Annotated in this window: 17 protein-coding genes, 1 tRNA gene and 1 pseudogene; 10 read left to right on the top strand and 9 right to left on the bottom strand. The window is 67.5% G+C overall.

What is annotated here, in order from left to right:
- Nucleotides 1-6 precede the first annotated feature (6 nt).
- On the bottom strand, nucleotides 7-618 hold the full coding sequence (locus tag AB0J06_RS14610) for a DUF402 domain-containing protein (protein WP_357428494.1): 612 nt from the start codon (nucleotides 616-618) through the stop codon (nucleotides 7-9).
- Nucleotides 619-668: 50 nt separating this feature from the next.
- On the opposite strand from AB0J06_RS14610, the gene AB0J06_RS14605 reads away from it, so the two are divergent.
- Together AB0J06_RS14605 and AB0J06_RS14600 are read left to right on the top strand one after the other, a co-directional pair.
- Nucleotides 669-1,526, top strand: a complete 858-nt coding sequence (locus AB0J06_RS14605; protein ID WP_357428492.1) for a methyltransferase domain-containing protein — start codon at nucleotides 669-671, stop codon at nucleotides 1,524-1,526.
- 519 nt (nucleotides 1,527-2,045) lie between these two features.
- Nucleotides 2,046-2,777, top strand: coding sequence for an alpha/beta hydrolase (locus AB0J06_RS14600; RefSeq protein WP_357428490.1), 732 nt, complete (start codon nucleotides 2,046-2,048; stop codon nucleotides 2,775-2,777).
- A gap of 435 nt (nucleotides 2,778-3,212) precedes the next feature.
- On the opposite strand, the gene AB0J06_RS14595 is transcribed toward AB0J06_RS14600, so the two are convergent.
- Complete coding sequence (locus AB0J06_RS14595; RefSeq protein ID WP_357428488.1) at nucleotides 3,213-3,788, bottom strand: TetR/AcrR family transcriptional regulator; 576 nt, start codon at nucleotides 3,786-3,788, stop codon at nucleotides 3,213-3,215.
- A gap of 16 nt (nucleotides 3,789-3,804) precedes the next feature.
- On the opposite strand from AB0J06_RS14595, the gene AB0J06_RS14590 reads away from it, so the two are divergent.
- Together AB0J06_RS14590 and AB0J06_RS14585 are read left to right on the top strand one after the other, a co-directional pair.
- Nucleotides 3,805-5,277 (top strand): hypothetical protein, encoded by a 1,473-nt coding sequence (locus AB0J06_RS14590; RefSeq protein ID WP_357428486.1) that lies wholly within the window; start codon nucleotides 3,805-3,807, stop codon nucleotides 5,275-5,277.
- A gap of 242 nt (nucleotides 5,278-5,519) precedes the next feature.
- Entirely contained in the window at nucleotides 5,520-6,143 is a 624-nt protein-coding gene (locus tag AB0J06_RS14585) for a poly-gamma-glutamate hydrolase family protein (RefSeq protein WP_357428484.1), read from the top strand.
- Nucleotides 6,144-6,768: 625 nt separating this feature from the next.
- Here the strand turns inward: AB0J06_RS14585 and AB0J06_RS14580 are convergent.
- Complete coding sequence (locus AB0J06_RS14580) at nucleotides 6,769-7,179, bottom strand: hypothetical protein (protein ID WP_357428482.1); 411 nt, start codon at nucleotides 7,177-7,179, stop codon at nucleotides 6,769-6,771.
- A 143-nt stretch (nucleotides 7,180-7,322) separates the two neighbouring features.
- Here AB0J06_RS14580 and AB0J06_RS14575 point away from each other — a divergent pair, with 143 nt between their 5' ends.
- The 3 genes from AB0J06_RS14575 (at nucleotide 7,323) to AB0J06_RS14565 (ending at nucleotide 9,020) form a co-directional block, all read left to right on the top strand.
- On the top strand, nucleotides 7,323-7,964 hold the full coding sequence (locus tag AB0J06_RS14575) for a DUF4291 domain-containing protein (protein WP_357428480.1): 642 nt from the start codon (nucleotides 7,323-7,325) through the stop codon (nucleotides 7,962-7,964).
- Between the two features lie 162 nt (nucleotides 7,965-8,126).
- Nucleotides 8,127-8,603: a barstar family protein gene (locus AB0J06_RS14570; RefSeq protein ID WP_357428478.1), complete on the top strand. Its 477-nt coding sequence runs from the start codon at nucleotides 8,127-8,129 to the stop codon at nucleotides 8,601-8,603.
- Between the two features lie 105 nt (nucleotides 8,604-8,708).
- Nucleotides 8,709-9,020, top strand: coding sequence for a hypothetical protein (locus tag AB0J06_RS14565; protein WP_357428476.1), 312 nt, complete (start codon nucleotides 8,709-8,711; stop codon nucleotides 9,018-9,020).
- Between the two features lie 28 nt (nucleotides 9,021-9,048).
- On the opposite strand, the gene AB0J06_RS14560 is transcribed toward AB0J06_RS14565, so the two are convergent.
- Together AB0J06_RS14560 and AB0J06_RS14555 are read right to left on the bottom strand one after the other, a co-directional pair.
- Nucleotides 9,049-9,537, bottom strand: coding sequence for a nucleoside deaminase (locus tag AB0J06_RS14560; protein ID WP_357428691.1), 489 nt, complete (start codon nucleotides 9,535-9,537; stop codon nucleotides 9,049-9,051).
- Between the two features lie 678 nt (nucleotides 9,538-10,215).
- Complete coding sequence (locus AB0J06_RS14555; protein WP_357428689.1) at nucleotides 10,216-11,391, bottom strand: acyltransferase; 1,176 nt, start codon at nucleotides 11,389-11,391, stop codon at nucleotides 10,216-10,218.
- A 485-nt stretch (nucleotides 11,392-11,876) separates the two neighbouring features.
- Between AB0J06_RS14555 and AB0J06_RS14550 the strand changes: the two are divergent.
- Nucleotides 11,877-11,924 (top strand): annotated as a pseudogene (locus AB0J06_RS14550) (hypothetical protein); the annotation flags it as partial.
- A gap of 267 nt (nucleotides 11,925-12,191) precedes the next feature.
- Here the strand turns inward: AB0J06_RS14550 and AB0J06_RS14545 are convergent.
- Together AB0J06_RS14545 and AB0J06_RS14540 are read right to left on the bottom strand one after the other, a co-directional pair.
- Nucleotides 12,192-12,416 (bottom strand): hypothetical protein, encoded by a 225-nt coding sequence (locus AB0J06_RS14545; protein ID WP_357428474.1) that lies wholly within the window; start codon nucleotides 12,414-12,416, stop codon nucleotides 12,192-12,194.
- A 160-nt stretch (nucleotides 12,417-12,576) separates the two neighbouring features.
- Nucleotides 12,577-12,650: transfer RNA gene (locus tag AB0J06_RS14540), tRNA-Gly, on the bottom strand.
- 302 nt (nucleotides 12,651-12,952) lie between these two features.
- Between AB0J06_RS14540 and AB0J06_RS14535 the strand changes: the two genes are divergently transcribed.
- Entirely contained in the window at nucleotides 12,953-13,933 is a 981-nt protein-coding gene (locus tag AB0J06_RS14535) for a zinc metalloprotease (protein ID WP_357428472.1), read from the top strand.
- On the opposite strand, the gene AB0J06_RS14530 is transcribed toward AB0J06_RS14535, so the two are convergent.
- Nucleotides 13,918-14,526 carry a pyridoxamine 5'-phosphate oxidase family protein gene (locus tag AB0J06_RS14530; protein WP_357428470.1) on the bottom strand — a complete coding sequence of 203 codons (609 nt, stop codon included), beginning with the start codon at nucleotides 14,524-14,526 and terminating at the stop codon, nucleotides 13,918-13,920. The genes AB0J06_RS14535 and AB0J06_RS14530 overlap by 16 nt on opposite strands.
- 95 nt (nucleotides 14,527-14,621) lie before the next feature.
- Between AB0J06_RS14530 and dcd the strand changes: the two genes are divergently transcribed.
- Nucleotides 14,622-15,200 carry a dCTP deaminase gene (gene dcd / locus AB0J06_RS14525; RefSeq protein WP_357428468.1) on the top strand — a complete coding sequence of 193 codons (579 nt, stop codon included), beginning with the start codon at nucleotides 14,622-14,624 and terminating at the stop codon, nucleotides 15,198-15,200.
- Nucleotides 15,201-15,318: 118 nt separating this feature from the next.
- Here dcd and AB0J06_RS14520 read toward each other — a convergent pair.
- The coding region (locus tag AB0J06_RS14520; protein WP_357428466.1) for a C40 family peptidase at nucleotides 15,319-15,927 on the bottom strand (609 nt) is incomplete at its 5' end.

Here is a 15,927-nt window from a genome sequence, read left to right as displayed (position 1 = left end):
TACGACTCAGAGAAACGGACGGGTGAGTTCGGGCCACTCGGGGTCAGGCCGGAAGTCACACCACGTCCCGTCGAACGGAAACTTCCCGGCCTCCGCCTCTCGCGCCACCTGCTCGCCGCACGCCCGGATCTTCTGGGCTTCCTCGGCTGTCCAGTACCCCGGATGACCGACCTTGGCTGCGAAGGACTCCTCGTCCTTCCACGTCCACGACCGGTCCGCTGCCACGATGAGGTCGAGTTCCAGATCGCCTACCTTGATGTCGTCGCCCGACATGCTGCGCCGCTCAAGATTCACGTACCAGCTGCGGAACCTGCCGCTACCCGAGAAAAGCCACCAGATCGAGTGGGTATCCGTCTCCTCCGGCTGGTAGATCAGCGCACCCTTGCGCCGCCAGTAGTCCGGCTGCATCGCAAATCCGCTCGGTGGCCACATGTCGCGCGGAACATCTCTCGGATGCTTGCCGGCCGGCACGTCCGCGCGCCACATGGGCGCACCGGTCGGGAGCCACAAGAGCAGACCGTCATCGGCGTGGTCGACAACCCGCACCGGGTAGACCTGCAGAAGCGCCCCGCCGAACCGGAACCGGCGACGCAGTACGTGGCCTTGACCGAAGCGCATCGGCATACCTTGCCACAGCTTACGACGGGTCCGGATCGATCACATTGCACGTGATCGCCGCAACCGGAACGTACAAGCCCGGCCAGGAACAGATCATCTGCACGCGCTCCGCAAGCCATCGGTTATCTGCCCCGTTATTGGCGATCGAATTGGGGAAGCAGGAGTGGTCAGGCGACCGGGTGACAGCGAAGGGGACACGGATGGCTTCGCGGACCAAGGTGCGCTTGTCTCGCGCGCTGGGCATCCCGCAAACGCCCAAATCCGGTCGCTACCTCGCACGCCCGCCCGCCGAGGCAGACCGTGGCGATCGCACTGCCGACGACACCAGCGCCTTCATGCACGCCATCTGGCGCAGCCCCGGCCAGTTGGGCGCAATCGCACCTAGCTCCAGGAGATTGGGCGCCCTGGCTGCGTCGTTGGTGCCTGGCGTGGACCAGCCGGTAGTGGTCGAACTGGGACCAGGTGGGGGTGTCATCACCGACGCGATCCATAACCGTCTACCGAGCGGCGGGAAGCTCGTCGCGATCGAGGTGAATCGGGACATGGTGCACCACCTGGAGCGCAGCCGCCCGTGGCTGCAGGTGATCCACGGCGACGCCAGGCAGCTATCCGACCTGATGGACGAGGCGAGGCTACCCCGGGCGGACGCCATCATTTCCGCCCTGCCCTGGACGCTATTCAGCGACCAGCAGCAGAAACGCATTCTGGCTGAGATCAGCAAGAGACTGACTCCGCAGGGGATCTTCGCCACCGTGACGACGCTGACCGCGCTGCCGTTTCCCGCCGCGCGTCGCTTTCGCCGCCACCTCTCTGAGACCTTCGAGCAGGTCAAGATCAGCCGTCCTGTCTGGCGCAACATTCCGCCGGCGTTGCTGTACACCTGCCGCCACCCGATCACCCGTCGCTGATCGGCACCGGCCACTGCGTCGACCGCCGGCCACGGAACGGGCACGTCGCCGAGTCTGGTTGATCTGCGCGTCGCGTCGTCCTCCGTCGACCTAGGTCGACGTCCGTCGGCCGGCTTGGCTGCACGGATGGCTGTACAGCCAATCGCAAGCGGGGATGAGGTCTCCCTCTCTGGATTCCGCCCGGACGTGACGAGTGTTCGGGATAGTTGGCCCAGTGCCGAGGTGGTCGCCGACACCGAAGTAGTGGCGGAAGTTGTAGATCAGTGGGTTCCCCATGATCGCCGACGCTCGCCTTGCAAGGATCAAGACGACTGCCCGCCGGTGCCCGGCCACGGAGCCTCCGCAAAAACCCGTTGGCGGACCACGGCGACCACCGCTACCTTTGCGGCGGCCGTGCGAGAGATCGAGGAGGTGGTACCCGTGAACGCAGTATCGACATGGGTGCTCCCCTCTGGGGTCACGGTCGGACGATAGGTCGTCCGGGAGCGCCGGTTAAGAGCACTCCCGAAAGGCACGACCATGCGATTCACTTCCGAACAGCGCCTCGACGACGGCGTCCTCGAGCGCGAATTCACCCTCGGCGAGATCCCTGGCATCCTGTGGACACCCGGATCCGCGTCCGCACCGGCGCCGCTGATCCTGGTTGGCCACCCCGGCGGACTGCACATGATGTACCCCCGCCTGGTGGCCCGGGCCCGGCACTCCGCGGCGGAGGGCTTCGCCGCGGCCACCATCGAGCTCCCCGGGAGCGGTGACCGACCCCGTTCCGCCGCCGCCGAGGAGGCCCGCGCCGACCTGCGCCGGGCGCTGGAGGCCGGCGAGCCGGTCGACGACGAGATCGTCGACCGGCTCGTCCTCCCGCTGGTCGAAAAGGCGGTCCCGGAATGGCGGGCCGCCTTGGACGCCCTCCTTTCGCTGCCCGAGATCGGCGGCCCGGTCGGGTACGCGGGAGGCGTGATCGCCATCGGCCTCCGGCTGGCGGTGGTCGAGCCGCGCATCTCGGCCGCCCTTCTGTTCGCCGGGAGTTTCGTGCCCCGCACCATGTTCGAGGAGGCCCGGCAGGTCACCATTCCGCTGCAGGTCCTGCTGCAGTGGGACGACGAAGGAAACGACCGGCAGCTGGCCCTGGACCTGTTCGACGCCTTCGGCTCCAAGGAGAAGACGCTGCACGCCAATATGGGCGGGCACACTGGCGTCCCGCAGTTCGAGGGGGACGACGGGAACCGGTTCTTCGCCCGGCACCTGAAGTGAGGCCGGACCGTCAGGCAGGCGGCAGACGATAGGAGCTGTCGGCCAGGATGCTGCTCATCGAGGACAGGTCCCGGCCCTCCTCGATGGCGGTGGCCAGCAGATGCACAACCGCCCCGGCCGCGGCGGTACCGGCCGGTCGGGGCGGCGCGTCTCCGCGCTTGACGTCGGTGAAGATCGCCGCTTTGGCTTGAAGGACCGGTCCGGGTTCGGAGCGCGAAGCTTCACTCCGTCAGTGCTCGCCGCGGTGTGTCCCAGTATGCGCCCAGTCCACAGGCGTGATCATCACCCCTGAGTCACCGGACATCCGCACATCGGCACGTCCGGCCGGCAACCGGGCCAGCTCGGCGTGACGCTGCGTAGCGCGCGGATCGCGGCAGATGCGTGCACCTTTCGGGAGGCGTTGCTTGGTGCCAGCCACAGGTGTGGGCTTGGGCATCAACGCGGCAGCGCGCGATCGAGATGCGCGTCCACGACGGCGATAGCGTCCTCGAGTGAGCAGTACGGGTCGGCGAGCAGCAACGGCTGGCAGAGCCCGAGTAGACCGACGGCGGCGATCGCTTCGCGGCGGGGCTCGGCCGTGCCGGCGAGGCGGAATAGCTCCTCGAAGGCTGCGTAGAGCTCCGCGTTGGAGCGACGGGCCTGCTCGGCGAGCCTGGGCGAGTGTAGTGCTGCGGTTTCGAAGGCGATGAACACCTGAAGGTCGCGGCGGGAAGGCTCGTCGTTTGGAAGCACGGAGAGGAGGATCGTGCGGAGGGCATCGCGCGGAGTCGTCGCAGCGGCGGCCGCCGCTTCGGCGCGCGCACCCACCTTTGCGTTGGCGCGTTCGTGCGCTGCGAGCAACATCGCTTCCTTGGTCCGGAAGTAGTGCTGGACCGCGCCGATCGAAACACCGGCGGCCGATGCCACGGCGCGCACGCTGACCGCCTCCAAACCGCCGTCGGCTACAACATCGCAGACGATGTCAGCAAGGCGGGCACGGCCGGCTTCATGATCTACGTTGACTGCTACCATACGACCGTATGGTAGCATGACCGTTGTGAGTGTCCTGCGCGACGGATTGGCACGCGGAACGCTGGTTGCCGGACTGGTGCTCGGCGCGCTCGGCCTCGGAGCCGCTTGGCTGGCAACCCAACCCCGACCTGCATTCCCGGTCGGGATTCCCATCCTGTTGGCCGGGTCGGCGATCGCGACCTTCGCGGGCCGACGCATCGGCAGTCTTGTCGGGCTCGCCGCCGCCGGCCTGGTCGCCGGGCGGCTGGTGACGAGCGACCGGATCGGCGGATTGTGGTTCGCCGACGGCGCGGCTCTCGGTGCGGCGCGGTGGCTTCAAGCGCTCGGCTTACTGGTCGCCACCGTGTCGGCCGTGGCACTCCTCCTTCGCCGTTCTGCGCGCGGGGTCACCGTCGAGCGCCGGCCACAAGACCCGGTCGCAAAGTGCGACCGCCGCGCACGGGCCGCCCAGGTCGCGGCCCTGCTGATGCTGTCGGCGGTCGGCGCCGAGCTGCTGGCCGCCTACGACGACAGCACCGGCCGCCCCGGACGCCTGCTGTTCGCCGTCGTCTTCTTTGCCGCGCTGTACGGCGCACCGGCGCTGTTGATCCGTGAGGTCGCGCGACGCAATGGATGGGGCTGGCCGTCCATCATCATGCTCGCGTTCGCGCTCGGGATCATCCAACCAGGGGTGATCGACCAGGCGTTGTTCAGCACGGACTACCGCGACATCGAAACCTGGAACCAGTCCCTGCGGGGCACCTTCATCGACCCGCTCGGGTTCAGCGCGACCAACGCACTGAACTTCGTCCTGGGACACGTCATCTACAGCTTCTGCGCACCCATCGCGGTCGCCGAGGCATGGCGACCGAAGACCGCGCACACGCCGTGGGTGGGCCTCCCCGGCGCCGCCGCCGCAGCGAGCGGGTACGTACTGGCGGCAGCGGTCATCCTCACCGACCCTGAGTCGCACAGCGCATCAGCCGCCCAGGTCACGGCATCAGTCGTGGCTGCCGGGCTGTGCGTCGGTGCCGCCGTCATCCTGGGACGCCGACGGCCGAGACGGCCACGCACCCGGCGCGCCCCTCGCCTGCTGGTGACCGTCGCAGCTTCGTTCCTGCTGCTGGCCGCGGCCACCGCGGTACCTGAAAACTGGACAGGCGTCGCCATCACGACGTCCGTGCTCGCCGCCGGCGCCGCCTTGCTCGGTCACGTTTCGCGCGGCCACGGCTGGAGCGTGCGCCACGCGGCCGCGGTTGCGACCGGAGCGCTGGTGAGCCGCGGCATCCTCGCGTTCCTCTACTACCCGCTGATCGGCGAAACCTCCCCGGCACGCAAGTACACGCACAACGCGGTGATGCTCACCGTTGTCGGCGTGGCCGGATGGCTCGCCTTGCGCGAGCGGAGGTCGCACCTGGGAACGCGCCGGAGCGATCCGGTCGAACACAGCCCCGCTCCGAGCGGACTGCGGCCGGCCGCTCCGACGTCAACGGATCCCTCGCTGCGCTAGTCACATCCATCATCGCCGCACCGCGACGCCAGAGGCCTTGGACCTGCATCGCATCAAGGTCGACTGCCGAGCGCGCTCGGACGAAATGGGGCGTTGTCGAGGCCGGACTGGTTGGCCTCCGATTAGGCTGCGAACTGTGAGCGGACAGTTGTGAGCGCCACGGTCAGCAGCTCCGGCCCGACGCTAATCTGATCGGGCGGCAGTGTCGCGACGTCGGCCGGCATCTTGAACGGGAGGTAGTGGTGGGCGACCGGTACGACACCTACGCCGAGCTCGCCGCCGTTGAAGAGGAGGGCGTTGACTACACCCGGACGGTGCTAAACGTGCCGACGACGTCGTGGGCAGCCATCGCAATCCACGGCGGCGGCATTGAACAGGGCAGCGGAGAGTTGGCGCTGGCCGTAGGCGACGGACTCATGGACACCTACGTGTTCGCCGGCATCAAATCCCACCACAACTCCGATCTGCACATCACCTCCGTCGATTTCGACGAGCCGCAATGCCTAGCCGTGGTAGGCGGAGCGGACAGAACCATTTCTTTCCACGGCTACACGGGCCCGACTGGCGAAGCCGAAACCGCCCTTGGCGGAGTGGACAGCGACCTTGAACGAAAAATCTCGACCGCGCTGACCAACAGCGGGTTCAGGCTCACGTCCGGTTCGATGGAGATAGCCGGAACGGACCCCCGCAACATCTGCAACAAAAACCGGCGAGGCGTCGGGGTGCAGCTAGAGCTATCTCATGCCCTGCGCAAGTCGTTCTTCCCGAAGGGGGATTTATCCCAAGCGATGAGAGAGTCGGGGCAACGGACGCAGCGCTTCTACGACTACGTCGAGGCCATCAGATCGGTGGTTGGAACACGCTAGCCCGACGTGCGGCAACACCCCTCGACCCGCCATCCTGTCTGCCGTCGACCCGCCCTTCCGGGGAGCGGGCCCGCGCTCGGCCCGCCACGTCAAGCGGACCTTGACGGCTCGTACGGACGCTGGCGGGCTGGGCGGGGGTCTGCTCGGCTTGCCCGGGTCGATGGCGGGCGGGATGGCCTACAACCACCCACGGACGGTGACCCGCCGGTGGTGCCCCGGCCATCCTGGAGCCGGAGCGCCCCCGCCGGAGGCGCAGTGACCGCACCCCGGCGACCGCCGAAGCCCTGTCCGAGACCATCCATCGGGCACGCAACGGGCACGGAGGCAATCAGTAGGGCCGGCAGAGCGAAAGACCCTGGCTGGGACCGCCGCCCGGCCGATGCCGGCCGGAGGTCGCCAGCAGGCCGGGGCCGGGCCGGCGCGGCCCGCTTGCGGGCCGCCTTGATCTGATAGAGCGGAATTCGGCAACGCAATGCCGTGGGCTGTTGTCCCGTCACGGAACATGCTTGACCATCCGCGTCCCACCAGATGCTTGACATGATCCTAAAGACGCGTCGCGGAGGCCCTCACGGTCCGCGACAGGGGCGCGCATCGCGGCATATAGGTATGAATGGCCCGGGACCTGTCACCTCTTCAACGGCCACGGTGACGGGTTGCGCGAGATCCACCAGTAGCCTGCATAGCGCGGGTTGTGATGCCAGCGGGATCGGCGCACCTCGTCCGTCCGAGGCGTCCAGTCCCGGTACGGCAGCAACGCCATTCGCGAAGCGATCCGACCCGCCATGTGTGGCCACGCGATCACGGTGATCAGGATGTCCCGACGGCGGTAGGACACCCGAGGCGCGAGCCATGGCGTCACCACGACGGGCAGCACCGACCCCGCCAGATACCCGAGCCAGTAGCTGTCGGTCGCATCCCAAACGACAAATTGGAGCCCGACCGCTGGCAGCCCGATAGGGGTCCAGATGAGCGCCGCGCGCAGGCTCCGGGCCAGCCCCTCGCGCGGCTTGCCTGAATCCAACGGATCATCTGGCATTCGCGCGACGGTAGCCTCGCCGGTTGCAAATCTCAAGGGCAAACGCAGATGCGGACGCAGGCGCAGGTTCATTTCAGCCTGGCGCTGGCGTGGGTGCGGAATCTCGGTGGAGCAGTCGAGTCCCGATCGGTGAGGATTACGTTGTGTCCGTTCCCGCCCGTCAGATCCGCGCCCGCTACTCGGCCGACACCGTCACCGTGTACCAGGCGTATCCCCCGGAGGTTGCGCTGCCGGCGGTGGCAGCCGGCCGTTTCGTGACCCCCTTCAAGCGGGACCGGATGACGTGGATCAAGCCGTCTTTCCTGTGGATGATGTACCGCTGCGGCTGGGCTACCAAGCCGGGGCAGGAGCGCGTGCTGTCCATCGACATCACGCGGGAGGGATTTGAGTGGGCGCTGGCGCGAGCCTGCCTGAGTCACTATGACCGAGACGTGCACGGCGACAAGGCGACGTGGTCGCGGAAACTGAAGATCAGCCCGGTGCGAGTGCAGTGGGATCCGGAACGGTCGTTGCATCTTAAGGCGCTGCCGTACCGGTCGCTGCAGGTTGGGTTGTCCGGCGAGGCTGTCGACCGGTACGTCGACGACTGGGTACTTGCCATCACGGACATCACCCCCACCGTTCACCGCGTGAGGGACCTTCTGCGCGAGGGCGACGAACAGTCGGCGGCAGCTCACCTGCCTGTCGAACCTGTCTACCCGCTGCCGGCTCAGATCGCCGCCGACCTCAACGCCAGCCCGGACGTCACCGCCGAAGAAGTGCGCGAGCAACAGTACGGACATTGACGGCCGCTCGGCACGCCAGCGCGCCCGCTCTGCGGCCGATCCGGTCATTCGGTCGAGGCCTGTCCGTCGTACTGTGCTGCCTCCCGGGCACACTGACACCATGGGAGACACGGCGTGTGTGAAGGTCGCTAGGAACTATGTGGACCGTGATGGGGTTGAATGATGAAAGACTGGTGGAACGGCTCCACTGATCAGCTTGCGGTCTGCTTGCGCAGTGCCCTGGTGGAGCTGGCGGCGGTGCTACCGGCAACGGGCAGGTTCGTCGTTGCCCGGCTTGACGGAACGAGGATGACGGATGCGAACCACGCCTTCTACGAGTTCTCCGACGCGCTGCTTTTTCCCGGCTACTTCGGCTGGAACTGGGACGCGTTGTCCGACTGTCTCCGGGATCTGAACTGGTTGCCCGCGGACGGGTACGTGATCGTTGTCGAGAACGCGCCCCGGTTTCTGTCGAGGAGTGCCGAGGATCAGCACACGATGTTCCGGATTCTGTCTCGGGCCGTTCATCACTGGGCGAGCCCGCTCGGCCAGCCGGACGGCAAGGGCGTCCCGTTCAAGGTGCTGCTGCTGTGCGACCGCGACGAGGAGGCGGCGCTGTTGCGGCAGGAAATCGCCTGCGCAGTCCATAACATGCGGTGAAATCGTCGATACGCGCGACCGCCGCCTGCCATCCGCTCATCGGCACGACCCCGCGACCAGCGGCAGATCAGGACGCCGGCCAGGTAAATCCACGAAGATGGCTGCGTGAAGGCGATCTACCCAGACAACGGCGATGGCGACCGGGAGGCCCACTCGGAGGCCGTGCCCGGCCTACGCCCCGAAACTGAAGGTGCGGCCGACGTCACGTCGCTCACGCTTGAAGTCGATGGAGAGATGTTCGCCCTCCGTCCAAACGAGTTCGGCGGCACCGACTACACGTGGCTTAGCGGGCCGAACCCCGACTACGGATTCGGCGTGAGTCCGGCCCCGAACCTGTCGCTCGACGAGCACATGGAGAACATCCGCGACTTCCTGGCCATCGTTGACCCGACCATGGGATACATCGAAGACGACTAGCAGTAGGGCCGTTTGACGTTGCAGTCCACTAAGCGTGCACATCGGTATGAGCGAGTGTTCCGCCCGCACCGCTGATAGCGGTCAGAACTTGGGCTCGACCGGTACGGGCAGCTTGTCCGCCATGCTCGGAGAACGTCGACAACCTGCATACGGAGCGTGTCCTCAGCGAGGTCCTCGCGAAGCGACCGGCGTTCGATCGGCTGGGCGACGTCTCGGTAGAACGGAGGTCTTCGAAGCCGTGGGTCGCGACGTCGTGACTACTGGCTCCGAAGATCAGCCGGGGTATCCGCGCCCAGTAGCAGGCGACGAGGCACATCGGGCAGGGCTCGCTGCTGGCATACATGACACCGTCATCGAACAGGTGCCGTCCCAGCTTGGCGCCAGCGTGGCGCAGTGCCATCACTTCGGCGTGTGGTGTGGGGTCCCGCAGCTCGACGACGCTAGTGGCGCCCTCGCCAACGATGTCTCCTTCGACGACTACGATCGCGCCGAACGGAGTCTTGCCGTCGTCTTCCAGTGCGTGCCGTGATATCTCGATCGCGCGAGCGAGGAACAGGATTGGCCCAGAAGATCAGGCCGGAGACGCTACCGTCCGGGCAGACGAGGTCTCGCTCAAGTTGGTCCAGCCACCCGCCCACCTCAGCGTCGTCCGCGTAGTCGCCCCTCATGATCCGCTCCACGAGGGCGATCGCCTCGTCTCGGGTCAGCTTGGCCACCAGGTCGCCCACCTCCAAGCGGACGCTAATGGCACGGTAATGGCACGGGCAACGGTCACAGCCTGTGGAACGTCGAAGGCCCTGGCGGGACTCGCGTCCTGGCCAGGGCCTTTCGTGTGGAGCGGGTGAAGGGAATCGAACCCTCACTGTCAGCTTGGGAATCGGATTGATCTATACGTTGGGTAGCTGTGCCGGCTGGTAGAGCAGCACGGAGCGTCCGGGGTTGAGTTCATCAGGTGCACCGTTGGCCGGTGTTGACCGCTGCATCGGGCACGGATCGGGCACTCCTGGCCCCCGGCCGCCCTCGGCGTCTCCGGTGATCCACGGTCATTGGTAATCTTGGATCGGATCTCGTGCTGTGTGGTCTGGGTCCGGCGGTCTGTTCGCCACAGGCCAAGTGCTCGTAGTCGTTGGTCTTACAACCTTCATCGTTCCCCTGCTGAAGCACCTGACAGACGGCCTCAGAAGCCGGACTCGTTCTACGGGTCGACCACGCTGTGCGGGTGCGTCGGCGAGCCGTGCAAGCGCAGCGCCTTCGCCCGTGGTGCCGACGGCACGGCGCGGGCGTGCGGTGGAATCAGCCGATCACGGAGTTTGAGCGCGGGCCACTCGACCGCACGGGTGAGCACCACCGCGACGGCGACGACGCCGGCGTAGAGCACCGCCAGCCGCAGCGGGTTCTCGTTGATCCAGGGGGCGACGGCGACGACTGCGCGGTTCACGTAGCCGGCCGCGGAGACGTGCGTGAGGTAGATCGCGTACGAGTAGATGCCCAGCATGCCGACCGGGCGCAGGACGACACGGAAGCGGACCACCCACCTGGCCCGGTAGAGCAGCAGCATGAACGACGCGGAGCCGAGGTACGCGACGGAGTAGCCGAAGGTCATGCCTGCCTGGGAGTTCTTGTGGAACACCCACAGCCAGGTGAAGCCCAGCATGGTGCCGCCCAACCACAGCCATTTCCAGGTCACGAACCGGTCGAACAGGTCGGTGTAGTAGACGGACACGACGGCGAGCAGCACGCCGGCGAGCAGCGCGTCGACCCGAAAGTGGGTGAGCTGCTGAATCAGCACCGGTTTGGTGTCGAGCTGGACCGCGATCACGCGGCCGATGAGCGTGGCCACCATGATGCCGAAGATGCCCCGAACGAGGGTCTGCGGCCGCAGTCCACGGCGGAACGCGAGCGGCAGCAGCAGCGCAGCCGCAAGGTAGAAGTGTTCCTCGACCGCCAGCGACCAAAGGTGCGGGGGCCGAGTCTGCGTGTAGTTCTGCACGTGAACGGTCAACGGCAGAAACTGCCACGGATCCCAGCTATTGGTGACCATGAGGAACGCGATGAACAGGTAGTAGACCGGCCACAACTTGAACGCCCTGCGTAGCAGGAACCGGCCCGCGTCGAAGGCGCCGGTGCGTACCTGCTCGCGGAAGACCAGGCGGCCGACGAGGAACCCGGACAGCACGAAGAACAGGTCGACGCCAGCCCAGCCGAACGTCCGCGCGGGGAACAGCAGTACATCGCTGACCAGGTTTCCGGTCGGTTTTCCGGCCAGGTGCCATCCGATCGCGAGGAGAATGGCAACACCGCGCACGACGTCGAGGTCGAGCTCGCGCGCGCCCAGCGGCGAGGAGAGGTGTGCGCGAGCGGCGCCGAGCATCTTGATCACCGGCGCATTCTGGCACACAGGCTGGGCGAGGCGGGATCACCGTTGCGCGGGTCTACCAGCGGAAATGGGTCAGCACCCGCTCGGGCTCAGGCTCCCGCCACCGCTGCGCGGGCCGCACCACCCGGTCGACGATTGACCGTAGTGTCCGGTTCCGGCCCGCATGCGTCGCCTCCGGGGATGTGCCACAACGCCAGCAGCGCGTCCACCCCGCGGGCGGCGACCTCCGGTTCCGGTGACGGCTCGACGTTGCCGAGGCGAGCAGCGGCCGGCCGACGCCGGGGCAATCGCCCGCCTCCCACCAACCCAGGGCTTACCACAACCCAACCTTGATCAGGTTGCTGTCCACAGGCGGCGTCGCTGTCCACAGGTGGGCGGTCGGGGGTCGCGGCGGCGTAGCCCGGCGGCCAGGCTCGGGGGCGAGTCGACTCGCGAAGGCAGAGTGGATCCGCCATAGGACGAACCTGCGGCCCCGCACCGTGGACCTCTACCGCTGGCTGTATCGCAAGTACATCGAACCGACCCTAGGCACCCGCCTGCTTACCGAGATCACCCCCGGCTCTGTCCGGGCCTGGCACGCTGAACTCCTCGCCGGAGGCAACGCCACGACGATGGTCGCCAAGGCGTACCGGCTTCTGAGGGCCGTGCTCAACACCGCCGTAGACGACGAACTCATCCGCCGGAAACCCTGCCGCATCAAGGGAGCCGGGATAGAACGCGCCGCAGAGCGACCAACCGCCACCGTGGGCCAGGTCTTCGACCTCGCCGCCCGCATCCCGGACCGTTTCCGCGCCCTAGTCCTGCTCGCCGCGTTCACCAGCCTTCGCTACGGCGAACTCGCGGCCCTCCGCCGTCGCGACGTCGGCGCTCATTGCGCAACGTTGACCGTGCGCGCTGCCCTCGTCGAGCGTCAGAGCGGCCAGCTCATATTCGGCCCGCCCAAGTCCGACGCGGGCGAGCAGCGGAGTCAGCCTGGCCGACCTGATGGCACGGATGGGCCACGCGTCGACCAGGGCCACGATGATCTACCAACACGCGAGCCGCGAACGCGACCAGGCCATCGCCGAAGCCCTGTCCGAGGCCATCGATCGGGCACGCAGCGGGCACGGCGGCAATCAGTAGCGCCCGGCATAGCGAAAGGCCCTGGCAGGACTCACGTCCTGGCCAGGGCCTTTGTGCTGGAGCGGGTGAAGGGAATCGAACCCTCACTGTCAGCTTGGGAAGCTGATGTTCTGCCATTGAACTACACCCGCGGGCGGACCCCACTGTACCTGGTCGTCACGGGACGTGCATCCGCGTCCCCCTGCCCTGTTGCGAGCGGTCCATCCGACCACATCAGCGGCGACCCGCAGGTCGCCCGCTCGCCGGTGGCGCGACACGAGCGGGCGACAGCCATGCCATAGATGCGCACGTCACGGCATAACCGTCACTGAAAGTGTTGATACAGATACATAAGACTCTTTCGTCATCCTCCGAACGGCTGTATGGTCCGTCACACCTTTGCACAGGCGGCCCGGCACTTTCGGTCGGGCCATGGGGAGGAAGAAGGACGGCAATGCGGCAACATCGATCGCGGTGGTCGTGGCGCTCCGCGGGCGTGACAACGACATCCCTCGCGCTACTTCTCACCACCGCCACGGTCGGGGTGGCCCCGACCATGGCGATGGCCGCCGGCGATTCACACACCGGGTGCGCCGAGCGCGCCGACTCCCACTCCGATGCTCGGATGAAGCCCGGCGCACCGGGGAAGAAGGACCCGAACGAGCTGACCGCGGCTCAGGTCGCGCAGCGTGAGGCCGATCTGGCGAGCGCCCTGAAGGCGAAGGCGAGCCAGGCTCCGGGCGGGCCGTCGGTGCTGGCCTCCGTGACCATCCCGGTCGTCGTGCATGTCATCCAGCGCGACAACACCCGGGGCGGCGGCAACATCCCCGACTCGATGATCAACTCGCAGATCAACGTGCTGAACCAGGCGTACGCCGGCTCGACGGGCGGCGCGGCGACGGCGTTCGCGTTCCAGCTCACGAAGATCAACCACGTCGTGAACCCGTCGTGGTACCCCATCGTCAGCGGCTCGTCGGCGGAGCGGTCGATGAAGACGTCGCTGCGGGTGGGCGGTAAGAACACCCTCAACCTCTACACCGGCGAGTTGAGCGACAGCCTGCTCGGCTGGGCGACGTTCCCGAAGCGGACGCTCGACGCGATGGACGGCGTCGTCGTGCTGGCCGAGTCGCTGCCGGGTGGCACCGCCACCAACTACAACGCCGGCGACACCGGCACGCACGAGGTCGGCCACTGGTTGAACCTCTACCACACCTTCCAGGGCGGCTGCTCCGGCCAGGGCGACCAGGTCTCCGACACCCCGGCCGAAGCCTCCCCGGCGAGCGGCTGCCCCACCGGCCGGGACACCTGCACCGCGCCCGGCGCGGACCCGATCCACAACTTCATGGACTACTCGCACGACTCGTGCATGTACCAGTTCACGGGCGGCCAGGCCACTCGCATGATCAACGCGTGGAACGCCTACCGCGCCGCGTAACGCAGACTGCCCTCGTCGGTGCCGGCTCCCCCCGTGGGACCGGCACCGCCGTGTCTGCGCCCTCGGCGCCCGCGGGGCGTGCCGGCGGCCTGACGCCCGACGCCCGGGGCGCTCGCGCCGGCGGGGTCGAACCACACCTGTACAGCGGGAGAACGCCCCGACCCGGTCGCGACCGGCGCCGTCCCGCCGACGCCGTGTCGTGTCACCATCGCCACGTCCACAGTGAACTCGAAGAGCCGCCAGTCGACCTGCGGTGCCGCCCGCGACGCCATGGCGAGCCGCGCTACCCGGGCCGCGTTGGTGACCCGACGGGCGCGCCCCGCGACGTAAGCCTCATCGTCGCTGTTTTCCGGTGGGAAGGAATGCAACGCGTAGCGCCCGTCGCGTTCGAGGTCACGGCGCTTGGGCGAGTCGATCACGAAGCAGAACAAGCCCTCCTCGGTGATGACCGGAGAGACCGGATGCACCCGTGGCCCCCCGTCGGCGCGCACGGTTGCCAGGTAGCCCAGACCCGGCCCGTATTGCTGCATGAGGGAGCTGATCGCGTCGGCGAGCCGCGGCTCGTCGGCGGCAAATTCGGACCAGGAAGCCATGGGGACATTCTATCGAACATATGTTCGAGATCGGTACCCCGATACGGGGTTCACCCAGCCGAGTCGGTTCCCCACCACCTCGATAAGGTGTGACGATGCTGCTCTCCGACCGGGACCTGGTCTCCGCGATCAAGATGGGCGACCTGGCCCTGGAGCCGTTCGAGCCGTCGCTGGTGCAGCCCTCGAGCATCGACGTACGGCTGGACCGACACTTCCGCGTCTTCAACAACCACCTCTACACGCACATCGACCCGGCGGAGCAGCAGGACGACCTCACCTCGCCGGTTGAGGTCCCCGACGGCGAGCCGTTCGTGCTGCATCCCGGCGAGTTCGTGCTCGCCTCGACGCTCGAGGTCATCTCCCTCGGTGACCAGCTCGCCGGCCGGCTCGAAGGCAAGTCGAGCCTGGGCCGGCTCGGGCTGCTCACCCACTCCACGGCGGGCTTCATCGACCCCGGCTTCTCCGGCCATGTGACGCTGGAGCTCTCCAACGTGGCGAACCTGCCGATCACGCTCTGGCCCGGCATGAAGATCGGCCAACTCTGCATCTTCCGGCTCTCGTCGCCGGCCGAGCACCCGTACGGCTCGGAGGTCTACGGATCCCGTTACCAGGGCCAGCGGGGGCCGACCCCGAGTCGGTCGTGGCAGAACTGGCGGACCTGGCCGATCCGGTAGCGCACGCGCAGAAAGATGCCCTCCCAGGCCGGTGGCCTGGGAGGGCATCTTTTCTTTGCGGCCAGCGGCTCACGCGCCGGGGGAAACGCGCGAGCGCCGGGCCGCGGGGGGAGTGAAGTTATCCGGGTCGGCCGAAGCTGTGAACAGGACTCCCGTCGACCTTGGCCATCTTGATGGGTACGCCGGTCTGCGAGGCGTGCACGATCCAGCCGTTGCCGACGTACATGCCGACGTGGTGCAGGTCGCCGTAGTAGAAGACGAGATCGCCGGGGCGCAGGTCCGCCCGGCTGACGGTGGCGGTGGCCTGCCGCTGGGCGGCCGCGTTGTGCGGAAGCAGGACGCCGGCCTCGCGCCAGGCGGCCAGGGTCAGCCCCGAGCAGTCGTAGCCGCCGGGCCCTTCGGCGGCCCAGATGTATGGCTTGCCGATCTGCGCGCAGGCGAATCGCACCACCTTGCCGGCGGCCCCACCGGGATAGGTCGCCGGACACGGCGCGGGTCGCAGCGAGCCGAAGCCGGGGTTCGCGCTGCCGTACGCCTTCAGACGCAGGTCCTGCAGGCGCTTGATTTCGGCGTCGATCTCGGTCTTCTTCGCCGCGAGGTCGGCCTCGGCGCGGCTCAGTTGGGTCACGAGCGCGTCCAGCGGCGCCTTCACGCCGGTGTAGCGCGCCTTGAGTTCCACCACCGCGTGCACGTCCCGGGCCTGTTTGCGGGCGAACTGGTCGAGCAG

Source organism: Micromonospora sp. NPDC049679 (assembly GCF_040659735.1).
Classification (GTDB): domain Bacteria; phylum Actinomycetota; class Actinomycetes; order Mycobacteriales; family Micromonosporaceae; genus Micromonospora_I.
This window is presented reverse-complemented; position numbering and strand designations above follow the sequence as displayed.